The organism is Pseudomonas imrae, from assembly GCF_046352735.2.
Lineage (GTDB): Bacteria > Pseudomonadota > Gammaproteobacteria > Pseudomonadales > Pseudomonadaceae > Aquipseudomonas > Aquipseudomonas imrae.
This window is the reverse complement of sequence record NZ_CP110853.2, coordinates 4,672,919-4,689,711: the sequence shown is the minus strand read 5'-3', so window position 1 is coordinate 4,689,711 and position 16,793 is coordinate 4,672,919. Positions and strand designations below refer to the sequence as shown.

The 16,793-nt window shown below is 61.1% G+C and carries 14 protein-coding genes; 6 read left to right on the top strand and 8 right to left on the bottom strand.

From position 1 onward, the window contains the following. Positions 1-194 precede the first annotated feature (194 nt). From hemL to OQ460_RS21275, 3 genes are read right to left on the bottom strand one after another with little or no spacing between them, the layout of a single operon-like run. Entirely contained in the window at positions 195-1,478 is a 1,284-nt protein-coding gene (gene hemL, locus OQ460_RS21285) for a glutamate-1-semialdehyde 2,1-aminomutase (RefSeq protein WP_410019307.1), read from the bottom strand. Positions 1,479-1,495: 17 nt separating this feature from the next. Continuing rightward, complete coding sequence (gene thiE, locus OQ460_RS21280) at positions 1,496-2,119, bottom strand: thiamine phosphate synthase (protein WP_410019306.1); 624 nt, start codon at positions 2,117-2,119, stop codon at positions 1,496-1,498. A gap of 18 nt (positions 2,120-2,137) precedes the next feature. Continuing rightward, on the bottom strand, positions 2,138-2,935 hold the full coding sequence (locus OQ460_RS21275; protein ID WP_410019305.1) for a hydroxymethylpyrimidine/phosphomethylpyrimidine kinase: 798 nt from the start codon (positions 2,933-2,935) through the stop codon (positions 2,138-2,140). Positions 2,936-3,220: 285 nt separating this feature from the next. On the opposite strand from OQ460_RS21275, the gene OQ460_RS21270 reads away from it, so the two are divergent. The 4 genes from OQ460_RS21270 (at position 3,221) to OQ460_RS21255 (ending at position 9,642) form a co-directional block, all read left to right on the top strand. After that, entirely contained in the window at positions 3,221-5,590 is a 2,370-nt protein-coding gene (locus tag OQ460_RS21270; protein ID WP_410019304.1) for a hybrid sensor histidine kinase/response regulator, read from the top strand. 90 nt (positions 5,591-5,680) lie between these two features. After that, positions 5,681-7,333, top strand: a complete 1,653-nt coding sequence (locus OQ460_RS21265; protein WP_410019303.1) for an acyl-CoA dehydrogenase family protein — start codon at positions 5,681-5,683, stop codon at positions 7,331-7,333. 123 nt (positions 7,334-7,456) lie between these two features. After that, positions 7,457-8,929 (top strand): AMP nucleosidase, encoded by a 1,473-nt coding sequence (amn, locus tag OQ460_RS21260; RefSeq protein WP_410019302.1) that lies wholly within the window; start codon positions 7,457-7,459, stop codon positions 8,927-8,929. Between the two features lie 71 nt (positions 8,930-9,000). Further along, positions 9,001-9,642 (top strand): pseudouridine synthase, encoded by a 642-nt coding sequence (locus OQ460_RS21255; RefSeq protein ID WP_410019301.1) that lies wholly within the window; start codon positions 9,001-9,003, stop codon positions 9,640-9,642. On the opposite strand, the gene OQ460_RS21250 is transcribed toward OQ460_RS21255, so the two are convergent. Both OQ460_RS21250 and OQ460_RS21245 read right to left on the bottom strand, forming a co-directional pair. Further along, the gene (locus OQ460_RS21250) at positions 9,637-9,846 is read right to left on the bottom strand and encodes a DUF2788 domain-containing protein (protein ID WP_410022077.1); all 210 of its coding nucleotides are present in this window, start codon (positions 9,844-9,846) and stop codon (positions 9,637-9,639) included. The two genes, OQ460_RS21255 and OQ460_RS21250, sit on opposite strands and share 6 nt — an antisense overlap. Positions 9,847-9,949: 103 nt before the next feature. Further along, positions 9,950-10,429, bottom strand: a complete 480-nt coding sequence (locus tag OQ460_RS21245) for an Lrp/AsnC family transcriptional regulator (RefSeq protein ID WP_017735654.1) — start codon at positions 10,427-10,429, stop codon at positions 9,950-9,952. Between the two features lie 418 nt (positions 10,430-10,847). Between OQ460_RS21245 and OQ460_RS21240 the strand changes: the two genes are divergently transcribed. After that, positions 10,848-11,657: a DUF6515 family protein gene (locus OQ460_RS21240; RefSeq protein ID WP_410019300.1), complete on the top strand. Its 810-nt coding sequence runs from the start codon at positions 10,848-10,850 to the stop codon at positions 11,655-11,657. Here OQ460_RS21240 and OQ460_RS21235 read toward each other — a convergent pair. Continuing rightward, positions 11,654-12,547 (bottom strand): cation diffusion facilitator family transporter, encoded by an 894-nt coding sequence (locus OQ460_RS21235; protein WP_410019299.1) that lies wholly within the window; start codon positions 12,545-12,547, stop codon positions 11,654-11,656. The genes OQ460_RS21240 and OQ460_RS21235 overlap by 4 nt on opposite strands. A gap of 16 nt (positions 12,548-12,563) precedes the next feature. Continuing rightward, a complete protein-coding gene (locus OQ460_RS21230) occupies positions 12,564-12,983 on the bottom strand; it encodes a polyribonucleotide nucleotidyltransferase (protein WP_410019298.1) in 420 nt (139 codons plus the stop codon). 142 nt (positions 12,984-13,125) lie between these two features. Between OQ460_RS21230 and hrpB the strand changes: the two genes are divergently transcribed. Then, positions 13,126-15,633, top strand: a complete 2,508-nt coding sequence (gene hrpB / locus OQ460_RS21225; RefSeq protein ID WP_410019297.1) for an ATP-dependent helicase HrpB — start codon at positions 13,126-13,128, stop codon at positions 15,631-15,633. On the opposite strand, the gene OQ460_RS21220 is transcribed toward hrpB, so the two are convergent. Continuing rightward, a complete protein-coding gene (locus tag OQ460_RS21220; RefSeq protein WP_410019296.1) occupies positions 15,634-16,722 on the bottom strand; it encodes an endonuclease/exonuclease/phosphatase family protein in 1,089 nt (362 codons plus the stop codon). Positions 16,723-16,793 lie beyond the last annotated feature (71 nt).

Genomic DNA, 16,793 nt, shown 5'->3' with positions numbered 1-16,793 from the left:
GGATCATTGGATGATCCAATAAGCGCGCATTATGAAATAAGCAGGCCACTGCTTACAAAGTCTTTACTCGTTTTTCTGCTTCGTGGGCAAGTTATCTGCCGGATTGCAGGTAATTTCTCGAAAAAAGACGGAAACTTCTGTAAGCAAGGTAGCAAATCTGGCGTCACCATGGGCAACGCCAGTGTTTGCCCGACTTACTTCAAGGCGGCGAAGGCGCGTTCCGCAGCATCCAGGGTCAGTTTCAACTCGGCATCACCGTGAGCGATGGAAGTAAAGCCGGCCTCAAAGGCGCTCGGTGCCAGATAAACGCCGCCGTCGAGCATCAGGTGGAAGAAGCGTTTAAACAGGTCCGCATCGCTGCCCATTACGTCGTCGAAGGTCACGATATCGTCGGCACCGCTGAAATACAGGCCGAACATGCCGCCGGCCTGGGTGGTGACAAATGGAATGCCCGCCGCATCAGCGCGCTGTTGCAGGCCGTCGAGCAGGCGCGTGGTGTAGTCGGTCAGTTCGGCGTGGAAGCCGGGGCGACTGATCAGGCGCAGGGTGGTCAGGCCCGCGGCCATGGCCAGCGGGTTGCCGGACAGCGTGCCGGCCTGGTAGACCGGGCCCAGCGGTGCGATGTGCTGCATGATCTCGCGCTTGCCGCCGAAGCAACCGACTGGCATGCCGCCGCCGATGATCTTGCCGAAGGTGCTCAGGTCGGGTGTCACGCCGTAGTGCGCCTGGGCGCCACCGAGGGCCACACGAAAACCGGTCATCACTTCATCGAAAATCAATACAACGCCGTGTTTGTCGCACTGTTCGCGCAAACCTTCGAGAAAACCGGGGGCTGGCGGCACGCAGTTCATGTTGCCTGCCACCGGCTCGACGATGATGCACGCCACGTCCTGGCCGACTTCGCCAAGCATCTGCTCGACGGCGGCGATGTCATTGAATGGCAAGGTCAGGGTGTGTTTGGCAAACGCCGCCGGCACGCCCGCCGAACTTGGTACACCCTGGGTCAACAGGCCGGAGCCGGCCTTGACCAGCAGGCTGTCGGAATGGCCGTGGTAGCAACCTTCGAACTTGATGATGCTGTCGCGGCCGGTGAAACCACGGGCCAGGCGAATGGCGCTCATGGTGGCTTCGGTACCGGAACTGACCATCCGCACCATTTCCATGGACGGCACGATGGAGCAGACCAAGTCGGCCATTTCGGTTTCCATTGCGGTCGGGGCGCCATAGGACAGCCCATGCTGCAGTTGCTGGCGCACCGCTTCGAGTACGTCCGGGTGGCTGTGACCAAGGATCATCGGCCCCCACGAACCCACGTAATCCACATAGCGCTTGTCATCTTCGTCGGTGACGTAGGCACCTTCGGCGTGCTTGAAGAACAACGGTGTGCCACCGACGCTTTTGAAAGCGCGCACGGGCGAGTTCACGCCACCGGGGATGTGTTTCTGGGCATTGGCGAACAGCGTTTCGGAACGAGACATGGGCAGGCTCTCTGAATTCAGGATTTAAGAAGTTCATTGAAGGCGCGGGCGCGGCGCGTCACTTCCTGGGTGCTATCGGCACCAAACAGGCCGTGGACCACAGCCAGCAGGTCGGCGCCGTGGGCGACCAACGGTGCGGCGTTTTCCAGGGTGATGCCACCGATCACGCAGATCGGCAGCTGCAAGCGTGTACGGGCCTGGGTCAGCAGCTCGACATCGGCGGTCGGGGCGCCGGGTTTGGTGGTGGAGTTGAAGAATCGGCCAAAGGCGACGTAACTGGCACCCTCCTTCGCGGCTTGCTCGGCCAGCTCGATCTGGCTGTGACAGGTGGCGCCGATGATTGCACCACGCCCCAACAATGCGCGGGCTGGCGTCAGTGGGCCGTCAGTCTGGCCCAGATGAACACCGACACCCAGGCGTGCGGCCAGCTCGGCATCATCGTTGATGATCAGTTGCGTCTTGTAGCGTGAGCACAAATCCCGCAGCTTTTCGGCTTCGCGCAGGCGGCGTGCGTCGTCGCTGCTTTTATCGCGATATTGCAGCAGGGTCACGCCACCATCCAATGCGGCTGCGACGTAGTCGAGAAACTTGCCGGCCAATAGTTGGCTGTCGGTAATGGCGTAAAGGCCACGTAATTTCATCGCACAGGCCTCTTGTGATTACGAGCAGAAATCCAGCGGCAAACGGCGGGGGACGAATTGTCCCTGGCCCAGCTGTTCGGCGTCACGCAAGGTGCGCCAGGTGTAATTGAGCGCCGACTCGACGGCGCTTACCAAGCCTTCGCCCTGGGCCAGACGGCCGGCGAGGGCGCTGGCCAGGGTGCAGCCGGAGCCGTGATAACTGCCGGGCAGGCGCTGGCAGATGAAGGAACGGCGCGTACCGTCGCGGCTATACAGGCGATTGTGTACTTCTTGCTCGTCGCCGTGACCGCCGGTGATCAGCAGATGTGGGACAAACGGCAGCAGTTTCTCGGCGCATTCATCCGCCGTGCCCTCGGGCAAATCGGCGAGGATGCGCGCTTCGGGCAGGTTGGGCGTGGCAATCAACGACAACGGCAACAACTGTTCACGCATCGCGTAGCCGACCTCATTCTTGCCCAGGCTGCCGCCTCCGCCGGCACGCAGGACCGGGTCGCAGACCACCGGCAAATGTGGGTGCTCCCTGAGCAGTTCGACCACGGTGTCGACCATCAGCGTGGAACCGAGCATGCCCAGCTTGACCGCTGCCACCTCGCTGTCGCCAAGCACGGCATTGGCCTGGGCCAATACCCACTCTCGATCGAGTACGCGGAAATCGCTGACATTGACGGTGTTCTGCACGGTCAATGCAGTCACGGCCGGGGCCGCATGACAGCCTTGGGCGAGCAGTGCTTCGATATCTGCCTGCAGGCCGGCGCCACCACTGGGGTCATGGCCGGAGAGACAAAGGACAACAGGGCGAGAGCTGTAGATATTCATGGTGCGCGAGCTTACCACCAAACTCTTTTTGCGTGGCTGTCGGGCAACGCTGAATTCAAGGTGTCCGCTATCAATGAAAATGGCATAGTGCCACTACTCTTTTCTTACGCTAATTGCTCTGAAAGTACTGAGATAGAGCCTTCTAAAAATTTATTTCAATGGTGTCTTTTGGCCTTTACCGGCTATGCTAGAGTGGATCCAAATAATTAACTGTATCGCCGGTATACGTCTTCTCAAAAGGAATGGAGGCTTTTGACATGACCGGACAGGCCACGCTGGGGCTCTATGCGCTATTTGCTGATGTTTCTCTTGTGTGGGCTGCCGATGCTGGCCGGAGCAGTCGAGTTCGATGAACTCACGAGAAGCCTTCCGCTGGGCCGGGACATGCAAGTGCTCGAAGATCCGAGCGGTAGTGTCACCATCACACAAGCCCGCTCGCCGGCACTGGTCAGTCGATACACCCCCCATGGCAACGCTACGCTGAATGCCGGTTATTCGCGTTCGGTATTCTGGCTCAAGGTTGACCTGCATTACGCCCCCAAGGATCCCGATGCCCGGCGCACCTGGCTGCTGGAGCTGGCCTATCCGCCTCTGGACCATCTTGAGCTGTATGTGCCTGACAGCGCGGGCGGCTACCGATTGGCCGGGCGAACGGGAGATGCGCTGCCCTTTGTGAGCCGTGAAATCCGCCAGAACAACTACCTGTTCACGGTCGACTTGGACCCTGGCGAGCAGAAAACCCTGTATCTGCGCCTGCAAAGCGAAGGCTCGATCCAGGCACCGCTGACTCTCTGGTCCAGTACTGCGTACCTCGAAGAACAGCCGATGCGCCTCTATGTGCTGGGCCTGATCTACGGTGTGTTGCTGGGGATGCTGGTCTACAACCTGTTCATCTATCTGAGCGTACGCGACACCAGCTACCTCTATTACATCTTCTACATCGCTTCGTTCGGCATGTATCAGCTCTCGGTGAATGGCGCGGCGGTGGAGTATTTCTGGCCCGACAACCCATGGTGGGCGAATGCCGCGACGCCTTTCCTGATTGGTGCATCGGCGTTGTTCGGCAGTTTGTTTGCCCGCAGCTTCCTGCACACTGCTGTCTTTAGCCGCTGGACTGATCGTGTGTTGCTGGCGCTGGTGGCCAGTGGCGCGGTGGTGATGCTGCTGTCGCTGATGACCAGCTACGCCCTGGCTTTGCGCCTGGCGACCGCGTTGGCATTGATTTTCACCGTGAGCATTTTTGTCGCCGGGATTGTCGCCTGGTGTCGCGGCCAGCGGGTGGCGCGTTACTTCATCATTGCCTGGTCGGCGTTCTTGATCGGTGGCGTGGTGAATACAATGATGGTCCTGGGTTACCTGCCCAATGTTTTTTTCACCATGTATTCCAGCCAGATCGGTTCGGCCATCGAAGTGGCACTGTTGTCCCTGGCCCTGGCCGATCGCATCAATTCGATGCGTGAGCAACAGGCGCAAATCCTCTTCGACGCCAGCCAGAAACTGGAAGTGCTCAACCAGCAACTGGCCCGCAGCAATCAGTTGAAAGACGAATTCCTCGCCACCTTGACCCACGAGTTGCGCACACCCATGAACGGGGTCATCGGTTCCCTGGAATTGATGCAGACCGTGCCCCTGGCCGGCGAGCTGGCGCAGTATCAACAAACGGCTGCCGGCTCGGCGCGGGACATGATGCGCATGGTCAACGGCATCCTCACCCTTACCGAGCTGCAAGCTGGGCGCCTCAGTGCCCAGCCACAGGTATTCAGCCTGCGCGGCGTGCTCAATACCTTACACCGGCAGTTTCTGGCCAATGCCCAGAGCAAAGGCCTGGCGTTTTCCATTGATGTGGCAGACGAACTGCCGGATCGCCTGAAGGGAGACGCCGACAAGCTGGCGCAGTGCCTGGAATGCCTAATGGATAACGCGTTCAAGTTCACCCACGAAGGCGCGGTACGGGTCCGTGTGGTCGGGCTGCCCGATGCGGACGGCAGGCAGCGCTTGACGTTTATAGTCAGCGATACCGGTATCGGTTTTGCTCACCTGGATGAAGCAACCCTGTACCAGCGTTTCTTCCAACTCGACGGTTCGACGACCCGCGAATATGGTGGCCTGGGTATTGGCCTGGCGATTTGCCGGCAACTGATCGAATTACTGGGCGGGCGCCTGACTCATCACTCCGAACCCTCCAAGGGCAGTCGTTTTCAGCTGGAGCTGGCGGTTACCGTTGTGCCACCTGAGCCGGGACGGACCGTCGATTTTCAGCGGGCACCCGAGGACTGTGCGGTATTGCTGGTGGACGACAACAGCGTTGCGCAACTGGTGGTGCGTGGCATGCTGCTCAAGTTGGGATACCAGGTGAAGGTCGTCGACAGTGGGGCGGCGGCGCTGGCGATGTTGCAAGGCAACACCTTTGATGCGGTGCTGCTGGATGTGCCGCAGGACGGTTTCTCTCTGTGCTGCCAAGTGCGCGCACTGCCGGGCTGTGGTGAGTTGCCGGTGATTGCCTTGAGCGGGTCACCGCAAAGCATGGGGCATGAGCATTGCCATGGCGTGGGGATCACTGAGCAGTTGGCCAAACCGGTGCGTTTCGAAGCATTGCAGGCTGTGCTGCAGCGTCGCTTGCTCTGCCCGTTAGAGGGCGAAAGCGCCGGTAGTTAGGCGCGTATGGCGCTTTTTTAAGCGCAGTGACGGTGCTTAACTGAAAAAACAGGCCATGAATCCCCGCGGCCTTTTTCCAGGAGGCCCGTCATGAATCTGCACCAGTTCGCCGAAACCCACGATGTCACCAACCAGCCCCCTTCCCTGGACGGCGCCAATCTGTATCGCCTCGATCTACCCCTGCAGGACTGGTCCCGACGCTTTGGCGCGGGCTGGGCCGAGGAGCGCATCGACGCTTACGGCGCACTGGCGGGCGGGCCTTTGATGGAGGCAGGATTCCTGGCCAACCAGAACAAACCGGTGTTCAGCAGCCATGATCGTTATGGCCATCGGATTGATCTGGTGGAGTTTCATCCGGCGTATCACGAACTGATGCGCACGGCAGTTGCGCATGGCTTGCCGTCGTTGCCCTGGGCTCATCCGCAATCCGGAGCACATGTCGCCCGGGCGGCCATGACTTACCTGCATAGCCAGGCCGAAGCCGGCACCGGTTGCCCGTTGACCATGACCTTTGCCAGTGTTCCCGCCCTACGCCTGCAGCCGGACTTGGCTGACACGTGGCTGTCGAAAATCCTCAGCACTGACTATGACCCGCGCAACGTCGGCATCGCCAACAAGGCAGGCGCGACGATTGGCATGGCGATGACCGAAAAACAGGGCGGCACCGACGTTCGCGCCAACACCACTCGGGCCTATCCGGTAGGCATAGGGGGCCCGGGCCAACCCTATGAACTGGTTGGGCACAAGTGGTTCTGCTCGGCGCCGATGTGCGACGCGTTCCTGACCCTGGCCCAGACCGACAAGGGCTTGACCTGTTTCCTGCTACCGCGCCACCGTCCGGACGACACCCGCAATCAGTTCTACATCCAGCGCCTGAAAAACAAACTCGGCAACTGCTCCAACGCTTCCAGCGAAGTGGAGTTTCGTGGGGCCCTGGCGTGGATGGTCGGTGAAGAAGGGCGTGGTGTACCGACCATTATCGAGATGGTCGCCATGACACGTTTCGATTGTATGGTCGGCTCCAGCGCCTTGATGCGCCAGGCGCTGACTCAGGCAAGCCATCATTGCGCGCATCGTACGGTGGGCGGGCGTGTTCTCAGTGAACAGCCGTTGATGCAAAACGTGCTGGCCGACCTGGCCCTTGAAAGCGAAGCGTCCCTGGCCCTGAGCCTGCGCATGGGAATGGCGCTGGATCATTTGGCCGATGAGCAACAAGCCAAGTTCGCTCGGTTGGTGACTGCGGTAGGTAAATATTGGATCTGTAAGCGCGCCCCGGCAATGATCAACGAAGCCGCCGAGTGCATGGGCGGGGCGGGGTATGTCGAAGACAGCATCCTGCCGCGCTTGTACCGTGAGGCTCCGGTCAATTCGACCTGGGAAGGTTCTGGCAACGTGCAGTGCCTGGATGTGCTGCGGGCGCTGTCGAAAGAGCCTGGGGTACTGGAAGCATTGTTTGTCGAGTTGGGCAATGGGCATGGCGACAGGCTGCTGGCTCGGCACATAGAACAGTTGAAATCGGCGTTGATGGATACTCAGGACATTCAGTACCGTGCCCGGCAATTGACCGAGGACATCGCTGTGGCGTTGCAGGCCAAGCTGTTGCTGGAGGCGGGTAATGCCAGTGTCAGTGATGGGTTTATTGCCAGTCGCCTGGGGCAGTCGTCGGGACGGGTCTATGGCACCTTGCCGCGCGGCGTGGATGTGCAGGCTATCGTCGCCCGCTCCACGCCCCCAACTCTCTGAATAAACGCAATCCAAAAAATGTGGGAGCGGACTTGCTCCCACATTGGTTGACTGCATGCTAATTCAACGTTTGCGTCTGCCAACGATACAGGCAAGATAAAGGCCTGCAAGTCAGAACACAGGATGCTTACCGTGACCGAAGCTTTTGTTGTCGTTCAAACCGCCGAAGAAGCCGTGGATCGGTTGGCGGCTCTTCACGAGCGCGCCACCGGTGCGCTTAACCAAGCTCTAAAGCAGTATCTCAAGGATCGCGTCGAGCCCAGTGCCGAACAGCGTGCGCTGTTTCGCTACCCGGAGCTGCGCCTGACTTACCACTGCCACGGCGAAGTCCCACAGACCACCCGGGCGTATGCCAAGGTCCAGTTGCCAGGCACCTACAGCGTCACCGTCACTCATCCGGCAGCCTTTCGCAAATACCTGCTCGAGCAGTTGGTACCGCTGATGCATGACTTCACCGTCACGGTGGAGGTAGGCGTCAGCCAGCAGAACATCCCTTATCCCTACGTGGTAGAGCAAGGCGACGAGTTGGCCGGTTCGGGCGTGACCGCCGCCGTGCTGGCGCGCGTGTTTCCCAGTACCGACCTGTCGGCCGCCACCGATGGTATCGCCGATGGTCTCTACGATTGGGAAAACACCGACCCGTTGCCGCTGGCCCTGTTTGATGCGGCCCGAGTGGACTTCTCCCTGCGTCGTCTGGTGCATTACACCGGCAGCGACTGGCGGCATGTGCAGCCGTGGATCCTGCTGACCAACTACCACCGTTATGTCGACCAGTTCATCGTCCACGGCCTGGAGCAGTTGCGCAGCGACCCGCGCTTTGTGCGCATGGTGCTGCCAGGTAACGTGATCATCGAAAAAAGCATGGACCATGGCGAAGCGTCTGCTATTGCTGCAGGCGTGGTCTGGCACCGTTATCAGATGCCTGCCTACCATTTGCAGGCCAGCGACGGCCACGGCGTGACGCTGGTCAACATTGGCGTCGGTCCCTCCAACGCCAAGAACATCACCGATCATTTGGCCGTGTTGCGTCCTCACTGCTGGCTGATGATTGGTCACTGCGGTGGCCTGCGCCAATCTCAGACGATTGGCGACTACGTGCTGGCTCACGCCTATATGCGTCGTGACGGGATTCTTGACCGGGTAGTGCCGCCGAATATCCCGATCCCGGCCCTGGCCGAAGTGCAGCTTGCGCTGCAGCAGGCTGCGGCCAACGTAACGGGAGAGCAGGGCGAAGAGCTGAAAAAGCGCCTGCGCACCGGCACCGTGTTGACCTACGACGACCGCAACTGGGAGCTGCGCTGGGCCCAGGAACGGCCGCTGATCAACTTGTCCCGTGCCGTGGCAGTGGACATGGAAAGCGGCACCATCGCGGCGCAAGGCTACCGCTTACGGGTACCGTATGGCACTTTGCTGTGCGTCTCGGACAAGCCCTTGCACAGTGAGATCAAGTTACCTGGTTCGGCCAATGCATTTTACGAGCGGGCAGTCAGCCAACACTTGAAGATCGGCATCGAGGCCGTGGATCTGTTGCGCACCGAACTCAACTCGCTGCACTCGCGCAAGCTGCGCAGCTTCGACGAACCGCCATTCCGCTAAGCGGTTGGGATGGTTATTTAGCGGTCAGGCCACTAGCATGGTCGGTCCTGACCGTTAGATGCTCCTTTGCCATGTCCCGTCCTGCCCGTCCCGTTTCCCGCCAGCCTGGTGTGAAACGTCCGCAATCCCCGTCAGCCCCGCGTCGTGTCGCCAAGGCGCCGCCGGCCGAGCCCAGGTTGATTCTGTTTAATAAACCCTTCGATGTGCTGACCCAGTTCAGCGACGGTGAAGGGCGCGCGACGCTCAAGGATTTTATCGATATTCCCGGCATTTACCCGGCCGGGCGTCTGGACCGGGACAGCGAAGGCCTGTTGCTGCTGACCAACGACGGTCAGTTACAGGCGCGGATTGCCGACCCCAGGCACAAACTGGCAAAAACCTATTGGGTGCAGGTGGAAGGCGAGCCTACCGAAGCCCATCTGCAGCGCTTGCGCGAAGGCGTGGAACTCAACGACGGCATGACCCTGCCGGCCGACGCCCGACAACTCGACGAGCCGCAGTTGTGGCCGCGCAACCCACCGGTACGTTTTCGCAAGAACGTGCCGACTTACTGGCTGGAATTGGTGATTCGCGAGGGCCGCAACCGTCAAGTCCGGCGCATGACTGCTGCCGTGGGCTTGCCGACCTTGCGCCTGGTGCGGGTGAAAATTGGTGATTGGTCGATTGAGGGCCTCGACCAAGGCCAGTATCGGGAAGTGCCGGCGCGGTTATAACGCCCCGGTTTCGATCAGGCCGATCACCACGCTTTTGATGATGAAGGCTGCAACACCCAGGCCCAGCACGAAGAACAGAATGAGCGAGCCAAAGCGCCCGGCCTTGGATTTCTTCGCCAGGTCCCAGACGATAAAGCCCATGAAAATGATCAGGATGCTGACCAGGCCGGTCATCATCCATTCTTCGAACAGAACAGGGTCAATCGAATTCATCGAGCGCTTCCAGCGGGTGGAGAGGACCGCAAGTATACGACAGGGCGCCAGGAGCCAGACCGACCTGCGTCGGTCTGTCGCAGCCCGCGGAAGGTCAGGTGCGCAGGTGAGTCAGTGGCAGCTCGGTGCTGTTGAGTACCTGGTTCAATACAAAGCTTGAGCGCACGCTGGTGACGCCGTCGATCCGGGTCAAATGCCCCAGCAACAGCTTTTGATAGTGATCCATGTCCGGCACCACCACCTTCAATTGATAATCGGCATCCATTCCGGTAACCAGGCTGCATTCCAGCACTTGCGGCAAGGTGCGAATGGCCGCCTCGAAGTTTTCGAAACGCTCCGGTGTGTGGCGGTCCATGCCGATCAGCACATAGGCGGTGAGACTGAGGCCGAGCATCTTGCGATCCAGCAACGCCACCTGGCGGGCGATGTAGCCGTCGTCTTCTAATTGCTTGACCCGGCGTGAGCAGGGCGAAGGCGACAGGCCGATACGCTCGGCCAACTCCTGGTTGGAGATCCTCGCGTCGCGCTGCAATTCCGCCAAAATACTCAGGTCGTATCGGTCAAGTTTGCTCATGGGGCTGGCCTTTGTCATAACTATTGCTGCGAATTATCTATCCAGGGTTAAAAATTGCGCAAGCACTGTTTAAAGACGCAATCTTCGCAATCATCTGCCGACGCCCCGCGCCTATGATTACCCACAGAATCACTGCCCGGACATAGTCCACTGCAGCCAGCCCAAGCAGGCCGGCTGCGGCCCGCCAACCCCACCGGGTTGCGCCGGCCCCCGGGCTGCACACTGTCCACAAGACGGCGTGAGGTGAGCCAACGTCAAAAGCGTTGAGCCAGGACGAAATTCTCAAGGGGCGACCGACGGGTCGCCCCTTTTTCTTTGCGCCTGCGAAAATTGTTCGTTTGGCTGATAACCTGTCTCAGAACCGGCCAGCGCTTTTCCAGTCTTAGCTTCAGGCCCCTGATCCGCAATGAGGAATAGCATGAAGCGCATTTGGCGTTTGGCGGGTGTTGGTATTCTGATGATCGGTGTTGGCGCGCAGGGCGTGGCCGACGAGCGGGATAGTCCGCCGATCCACAGCCGTCCCGATTCGGTGCGTCAAACCCAGGAGCCGCGCCAGGGCAACTATCGTGATATTCCCCGGCGCAACGACGCCAACCCGCATTGGGACGCCAGTGGCCCCGGTTCGCGGCCGAACTATAACGGTCCTCGCGAGAACAACCGCTGGCCAGGTCGTCCCAACGGGCACGGCAATGGTTGGGGCCCCGGCCCGCAACACCGTCCCGGCTATATCGTTGATCGCTTTCCCGAGCACAACTACCGCGTGCCGTATCGCGGTGAGGATTACTTCTTTTCGGGCGGTTACTGGTATCGCCCGCAAGGCCCGCGTTACGTGGTAGTCACACCGCCGTATGGTATCCGAGTGCATTACCTGCCTGACTATGCGCGGGAAGTGTGGGTCGGCAGTGCGCTGTTTTTTCTTGCCGCCGGCGCCTATTACACCTACGAAGCCAGCACCCGGCAGTACGTGGTGGTACAGCCGCCGGTGACCAGCCCACCGCCCCAACCTGCGTCCCAGGGCAACGGATATGACGTGGTGTCCTACCCAGCCAATGGCCAATCATCGGCGCAGGTGCAGCAGGACGGTTATGACTGCTATCGCTGGGCCGTGCAGCAAAGCGGTTTTGATCCCCGGGTCGCCACGTATGCGCCGGCGCCCGCAGTAGTGCAAACCTATCGCCAGGCGCAGGGCAGTTGCCTGGGCAGCCGGGGGTATCAGGTGAGCTACTAGGTTTTGTTGCCCGTAACCACTTCCTGTGGGTCGGCATGAACCAACACTTCGGCGCGCGGATAGGCGTTATGGATGGCATCGGCGGCCTGGTCGCTGATGCCATGGGCCACCGACAGGCTTAACTCCCCCGGCAACTCCAGATGCAACTGCACGAACCAGTGGTTGCCGGAAATCCGTGTGCGCAAGTCATGCGCGCCGAGTACGCCGGGCACGCCGCAGGCCAGCTCCAGCATGTGCTGGCTGACCTCGCCGGGCAGCTCTTCGTCCATCAGCACCGAGAAGCTTTCCTTCGCGATCAGCAGCGCGCTCCACAAGATGTAGGCGGCGATCCCCAGGCCAAACCACGCATCCACTTGATGAAAACCGAACCCCGCGAACACCAGCGCAAGCAGGATGCTGCCATTGAGCAGCAGGTCTGAACGGTAGTGCAGCGAGTCGGCCCGCACCGCGTTCGAACCGGTCTGGCGAATCACCCTGTACTGCAGGATCAGCAGAGCTACCGTCAGCGCCAGGGAAAACACAATCACCGCGATGCTCAGCCACGGCGCGCCCACCGGCTCCGGATGTTGCAGGCGCTGGAAGGCCTGAAAGGCAATCAATATTGCACTGCCGGCGATAAACAACGCCTGGGCCATGCCCGCCAGTGATTCCGCCTTGCCATGACCATAACGGTGGTCATCATCGGCCGGGCGCAGGGCGTAATGCACGGCCAGCAGATTGAGCAGCGAAGACACGCCGTCGAGCGCCGAGTCGGTCAGCCCGGCAAGCATGCTCACCGAACCGCTCAGCCACCAGGCGACGGCTTTGCTGGCGATCAATACGCAGGCCACGCCGACCGAGGCGCGGGTAGCCAGGCGCAATAGCCGGGCGTGTTCGGAACTGGTAGTCATCGGCGGTTCACATCCTTCAAGCGGCGGGCTGAAGACCCAGCATGGCGAGTTGTTCGACGCTGCCTTTGAATTGGATCAGGCGTGGGTCGTCCAGCGGCAGGCTGTGGCCGGTTTCGTTCTGGATGATGGTTTGCAGCTTGAGGTTGTCAACCTTGCCGTCGGAACCGATGGCTTCTTGCAGCTTCTGTGGCGCCACTTGCGCGCTCTTGCCGGGCTCGAAGTAGATCGCGCCGGTGGCGAAATCGACACCAAAAGCGATCAGGCCGGGGATGACATAGAACAGCAGGCCGAGGGCGTCGAGTACGGCAATCGTCGGGTCGATCTTGCCGTCGATCTGCCCGCGGCGATCGGGATAGAAAATCGAACCGCAGGCGGTCAGCTGGCTCAGCAGGGTTACGGCCAGAACACCGCCGATGACACGGGAAGCAATACGCATGGAACTCTCCTGAACAATGTTAGGGGGACTATATGCCAGATTCGACAGCTGCTACGAAACGTCATGCTCAAGGTGAGTTTTTCAGACCCCTGCGTCACCCGGCAGTTCGCCGTTATACTCGCCGCTCTGCTTTGGAGCCAGTATGAATTCGTTGCCAATCGATGATGTTTTACCCGCCTTGCGTGAAGCCTTGGCGACGCGCCATGAGGCCGTGCTCGAAGCGCCGCCCGGCGCCGGTAAAACCACGCGGGTGCCGTTGGCGCTGTTGAACGAAACCTGGTTGGCCGGGCAAACCATCCTGATGCTTGAACCTCGTCGGCTGGCTGCCCGCGCCGCTGCCGAGCGACTGGCCAGCGAGCTGGGCGAAAAGGTCGGTGAAACTGTTGGTTACCGGATCCGCCTGGACAGCAAGGTCGGTCCCAATACCCGTATTGAAGTGGTCACCGAGGGTATTCTCACCCGCCGCTTGCAGGATGATCCTGCGCTGGACGGTGTGGGCTTGCTGATCTTCGATGAGTTCCACGAGCGCAGTCTCGATGCGGACCTGGCGCTGGCCTTGAGCCTCAACGGTCGTGAGCTGTTTCGTGAAGATCAGCCGCTGAAGATCCTCCTGATGTCCGCCACCCTTGAAGGTGAACGCCTCGCCGCATTGCTGGACGATGCACCGGTTCTGCGCAGCGAAGGGCGCATGTTCCCGGTGCAGATGCGCTGGGGGCGGCCGTATCAGGCCGGCGAGTTTATCGAGCCACGCCTGGTGCAGACGATTCTCGACGCCTTGCACGACGAAACCGGCAGCGTGCTGGTGTTCCTGCCGGGGCAGGCGGAGATTCGGCGGGTCAATCAACAACTGGCAGATGCGCTGGGCAATCGCGGCGATGTGCTGCTGTGTCCGCTGCACGGTGAGCTGGACCTGGCGGCACAACGGGCAGCCATCGATCCGGCGCCCGCGGGCAAGCGCAAAGTGGTGCTGGCCACCAACATCGCCGAGACCAGCCTGACGATCAATGGCGTGCGGGTGGTGATTGATGCAGGACTGGCGCGGGTCCCGCGCTTCGACCCTGGCAGCGGCATGACCCGCCTCGACACTCAGCGCATCTCCCGTGCCAGCGCTACGCAGCGCGCCGGTCGGGCAGGGCGGCTGGAACCAGGGGTGTGTTATCGCTTGTGGTCCGAGGACCAGCACGAGGCGCTGGCGGCCTATGGCAGCGCGGAAATCCTCTCGGCTGACCTGGCCGGCATCGCGTTACAACTGGCGCGCTGGGGTGTGACGCCGAATCAACTGGTCTGGCTCGACAGACCACCCGTGGCCGCGTATGCCCAGGCCCAGGACTTGCTCGAGCGTCTCGGCGCACTGCAGGAGGCGACGCTGACCGCCCATGGCCAGAAAATGGCCGGTTTGCCGGCGCATCCGCGTATCGCCCATTTGCTGTTGCGTGGCCAGGACCTGGGTTTGGCGGCGATGGCGTGTGATGTCGCCGCCCTGTTGGGTGAACGCGATATCTTGCGCGGCGCAGGCGCCGACTTGCACAGCCGCCTGGAGCTGCTGTCTGGCCAAGAGCGCGCCCGCGGCACACAGGGTGGTGTACAGCGGGCCAGGCAACTGGCGCGTCAATACCGTGGTTATCTGCGTGGCCAGCCTGAGCAGGCGGTGGCCGATCCCGATCATCCGCGCTGGCTGGGCGCCTTGTTGGCGCTGGCTTATCCAGATCGCGTTGCCCAGCAACGTCGCCCCGGTGGTGCTGAATATCGCCTGGCCAATGGCCGCGCCGCATTGTTTGCCGAGGCCGACAGCCTGATGAAACAGCCGTGGCTGGTGATCGCTGACCTGGGCAGTCGCCAGGGCCAGCGCGAAGAGCGGATCTACCTGGCGGCGGACTTCGATCCGGCGCTGTTCGATTCGGTGCTCGCCGAGCAAGTGCGCTGCGTCGACCAATTGGATTGGGATGAGCGTGAAGGCGTACTGCGCGCCGAACGCCAACGCAAGGTCGGCGAACTGGTGCTCAGCCGCGAGCCGCTGTCGGGCCTCGACGAAGCCGCGCGCAGTCAGGCGCTGGTTCATCTGGTGCGGCGCAAAGGCCTGGAACTCCTGCCCTGGACCCCGGAACTGCGCCAATGGCAGGCGCGGGTCATGTTGTTGCGCCAACTGGACGCCGGCAAGGACAGTGAATGGCCAGACGTCAGTGACAGTGCGTTACTCGCCAGCCTGGAGCACTGGCTGATGCCGTATCTGGGCAAGGTTTCGCGCTTGAGTCATTTTGCCAACCTGGATCTATCGAGCGTGCTGCATAACCTGCTGCCCTGGCCGCTGCCGCAACGACTGGAGGAGCTGGCGCCCCACCATCTGAAAGTGCCGTCGGGTTCGTCGGTGCGTCTGGACTACAGCGAGCAGCCGCCGATCCTGGCGGTGCGCCTGCAGGAATTGTTCGGCCTGGCAGACACCCCGCGCATCGCTGGCGGACGGCAAGTGGTCAAGCTGCACCTGTTATCGCCCGCCCGGCGACCGGTGCAGGTAACCCAGGATCTGGCGAACTTCTGGCGCAGTACCTACGCCGAGGTGAAGAAGGACTTGAAGGGGCGATATCCAAAGCACTACTGGCCGGATGATCCGCTGGTGGCCGAGGCGACGGCGCGAATCAAGCCGAGGAAGTAGTTACTGCGCTGCCGGTAGCAGGAAGCGCGCAATCACCGGCAAGTGATCGGAAATGCGCAGGGTGTCGTCCTGCCTTACCCGGGCTTCGACTTTTTTCAGGCGTGGGCTGTAGAACAGGTAGTCGAGCGTGCGATCCGGCCCGTCGAGGCTCGGGTCGTTGGGGAAATGCGTCAGCCACTTGGCTCGATCGATCCCGCTGGATTGGCTGTTGCTGGGGGCCATCGGGTATTTATCCCACAGCAGATGCAGCTCGCTGTCCGGCGAATACTGCCCGCGTTGGCTTGCATCCAGGCGCAGGAATTGGCCCAGGGGCAGCAGGTTGAAATCCCCACCAATCAGCCATGGAGTACCTCGGCTCTCGAATTTATCCAGGAGCTTGACGGTCATTTGCACTTGCTCGCGGATCGCGCCAGATCCCGGTGTGGCACGGTCCAGCCGGGTGTTGAGCACCGCCAGTTGGCCGCCGTCACTCAAGGGTAGGTAGCTGAGCAGCAGCGCAGGTTTGGGCTGGAACTGGCGGCTGACCAGGTTGACCGAAGCCACCGGCAGTTGCAGGCGCTCGGCATGTTCGATCTGGTAGCGGCTCAACGTCACCAGTTTGCGCCCGACGCTGCCGAGGATGTGCCAGTCAGGGACGAAATCGGCTTTCCAATCGAAGGCCTGGACGCTGCAAGGGTACAGGTCCGACAGCCGCTCCTGGAGCAGCGCCAGTTGATCCTGGTAATGGGAGGGCTTGGCGTCCTCATCCAGCTCTTGTAGCAACAGAATGTCTGGATGCTCGTCACGTATTACCCGCGCCACTTCGTCGAGGCTGAAGGCCATGTCTTCAACCGTGGGGCGCTCGTCCGGGCCACTGCCGTCCGGGGTGTCATACCAGAACACATAGTTCTTGCCCGCCAGGTACTGCACGTTCCAGGTCATCACCTTGATCGCCTGGCCCGGTAACAGGGTTGGCGCACGTGGCGCGACGCAGCTGACAGCCTGAGTTTGCTTGTCGTCGGGTCGCCAGGTCAGGCTGTAGACCAGGGCGGTCAGCAAGCCTGCCAGGATCAGCAGGCTTGGCAGGGTGATACGCAGTAAACGGGTCATCGGCTCGCCTTATGGCGCTGCAGGACAGGCAAGGAGCATAACCGAGGGCGCACCCGAGCCCAAGGGCCAAG

What these genes read in the sequence shown, in the direction of transcription:
- OQ460_RS21235 (WP_410019299.1), bottom strand. Translation starts at nt 12,547, where the DNA reads ATGACTACCAGTTCCGAACACGCCCGGCTATTGCGCCTGGCTACCCGC.
- OQ460_RS21270 (WP_410019304.1), top strand. Translation starts at nt 3,221, where the DNA reads ATGCGCTATTTGCTGATGTTTCTCTTGTGTGGGCTGCCGATGCTGGCC.
- OQ460_RS21275 (WP_410019305.1), bottom strand. Translation starts at nt 2,935, where the DNA reads ATGAATATCTACAGCTCTCGCCCTGTTGTCCTTTGTCTCTCCGGCCAT.
- OQ460_RS21230 (WP_410019298.1), bottom strand. Translation starts at nt 12,983, where the DNA reads ATGCGTATTGCTTCCCGTGTCATCGGCGGTGTTCTGGCCGTAACCCTG.
- amn (WP_410019302.1), top strand. Translation starts at nt 7,457, where the DNA reads ATGCTTACCGTGACCGAAGCTTTTGTTGTCGTTCAAACCGCCGAAGAA.
- OQ460_RS21245 (WP_017735654.1), bottom strand. Translation starts at nt 10,429, where the DNA reads ATGAGCAAACTTGACCGATACGACCTGAGTATTTTGGCGGAATTGCAG.
- OQ460_RS21265 (WP_410019303.1), top strand. Translation starts at nt 5,681, where the DNA reads ATGAATCTGCACCAGTTCGCCGAAACCCACGATGTCACCAACCAGCCC.
- OQ460_RS21220 (WP_410019296.1), bottom strand. Translation starts at nt 16,722, where the DNA reads ATGACCCGTTTACTGCGTATCACCCTGCCAAGCCTGCTGATCCTGGCA.
- OQ460_RS21240 (WP_410019300.1), top strand. Translation starts at nt 10,848, where the DNA reads ATGAAGCGCATTTGGCGTTTGGCGGGTGTTGGTATTCTGATGATCGGT.
- hrpB (WP_410019297.1), top strand. Translation starts at nt 13,126, where the DNA reads ATGAATTCGTTGCCAATCGATGATGTTTTACCCGCCTTGCGTGAAGCC.
- thiE (WP_410019306.1), bottom strand. Translation starts at nt 2,119, where the DNA reads ATGAAATTACGTGGCCTTTACGCCATTACCGACAGCCAACTATTGGCC.
- hemL (WP_410019307.1), bottom strand. Translation starts at nt 1,478, where the DNA reads ATGTCTCGTTCCGAAACGCTGTTCGCCAATGCCCAGAAACACATCCCC.
- OQ460_RS21255 (WP_410019301.1), top strand. Translation starts at nt 9,001, where the DNA reads ATGTCCCGTCCTGCCCGTCCCGTTTCCCGCCAGCCTGGTGTGAAACGT.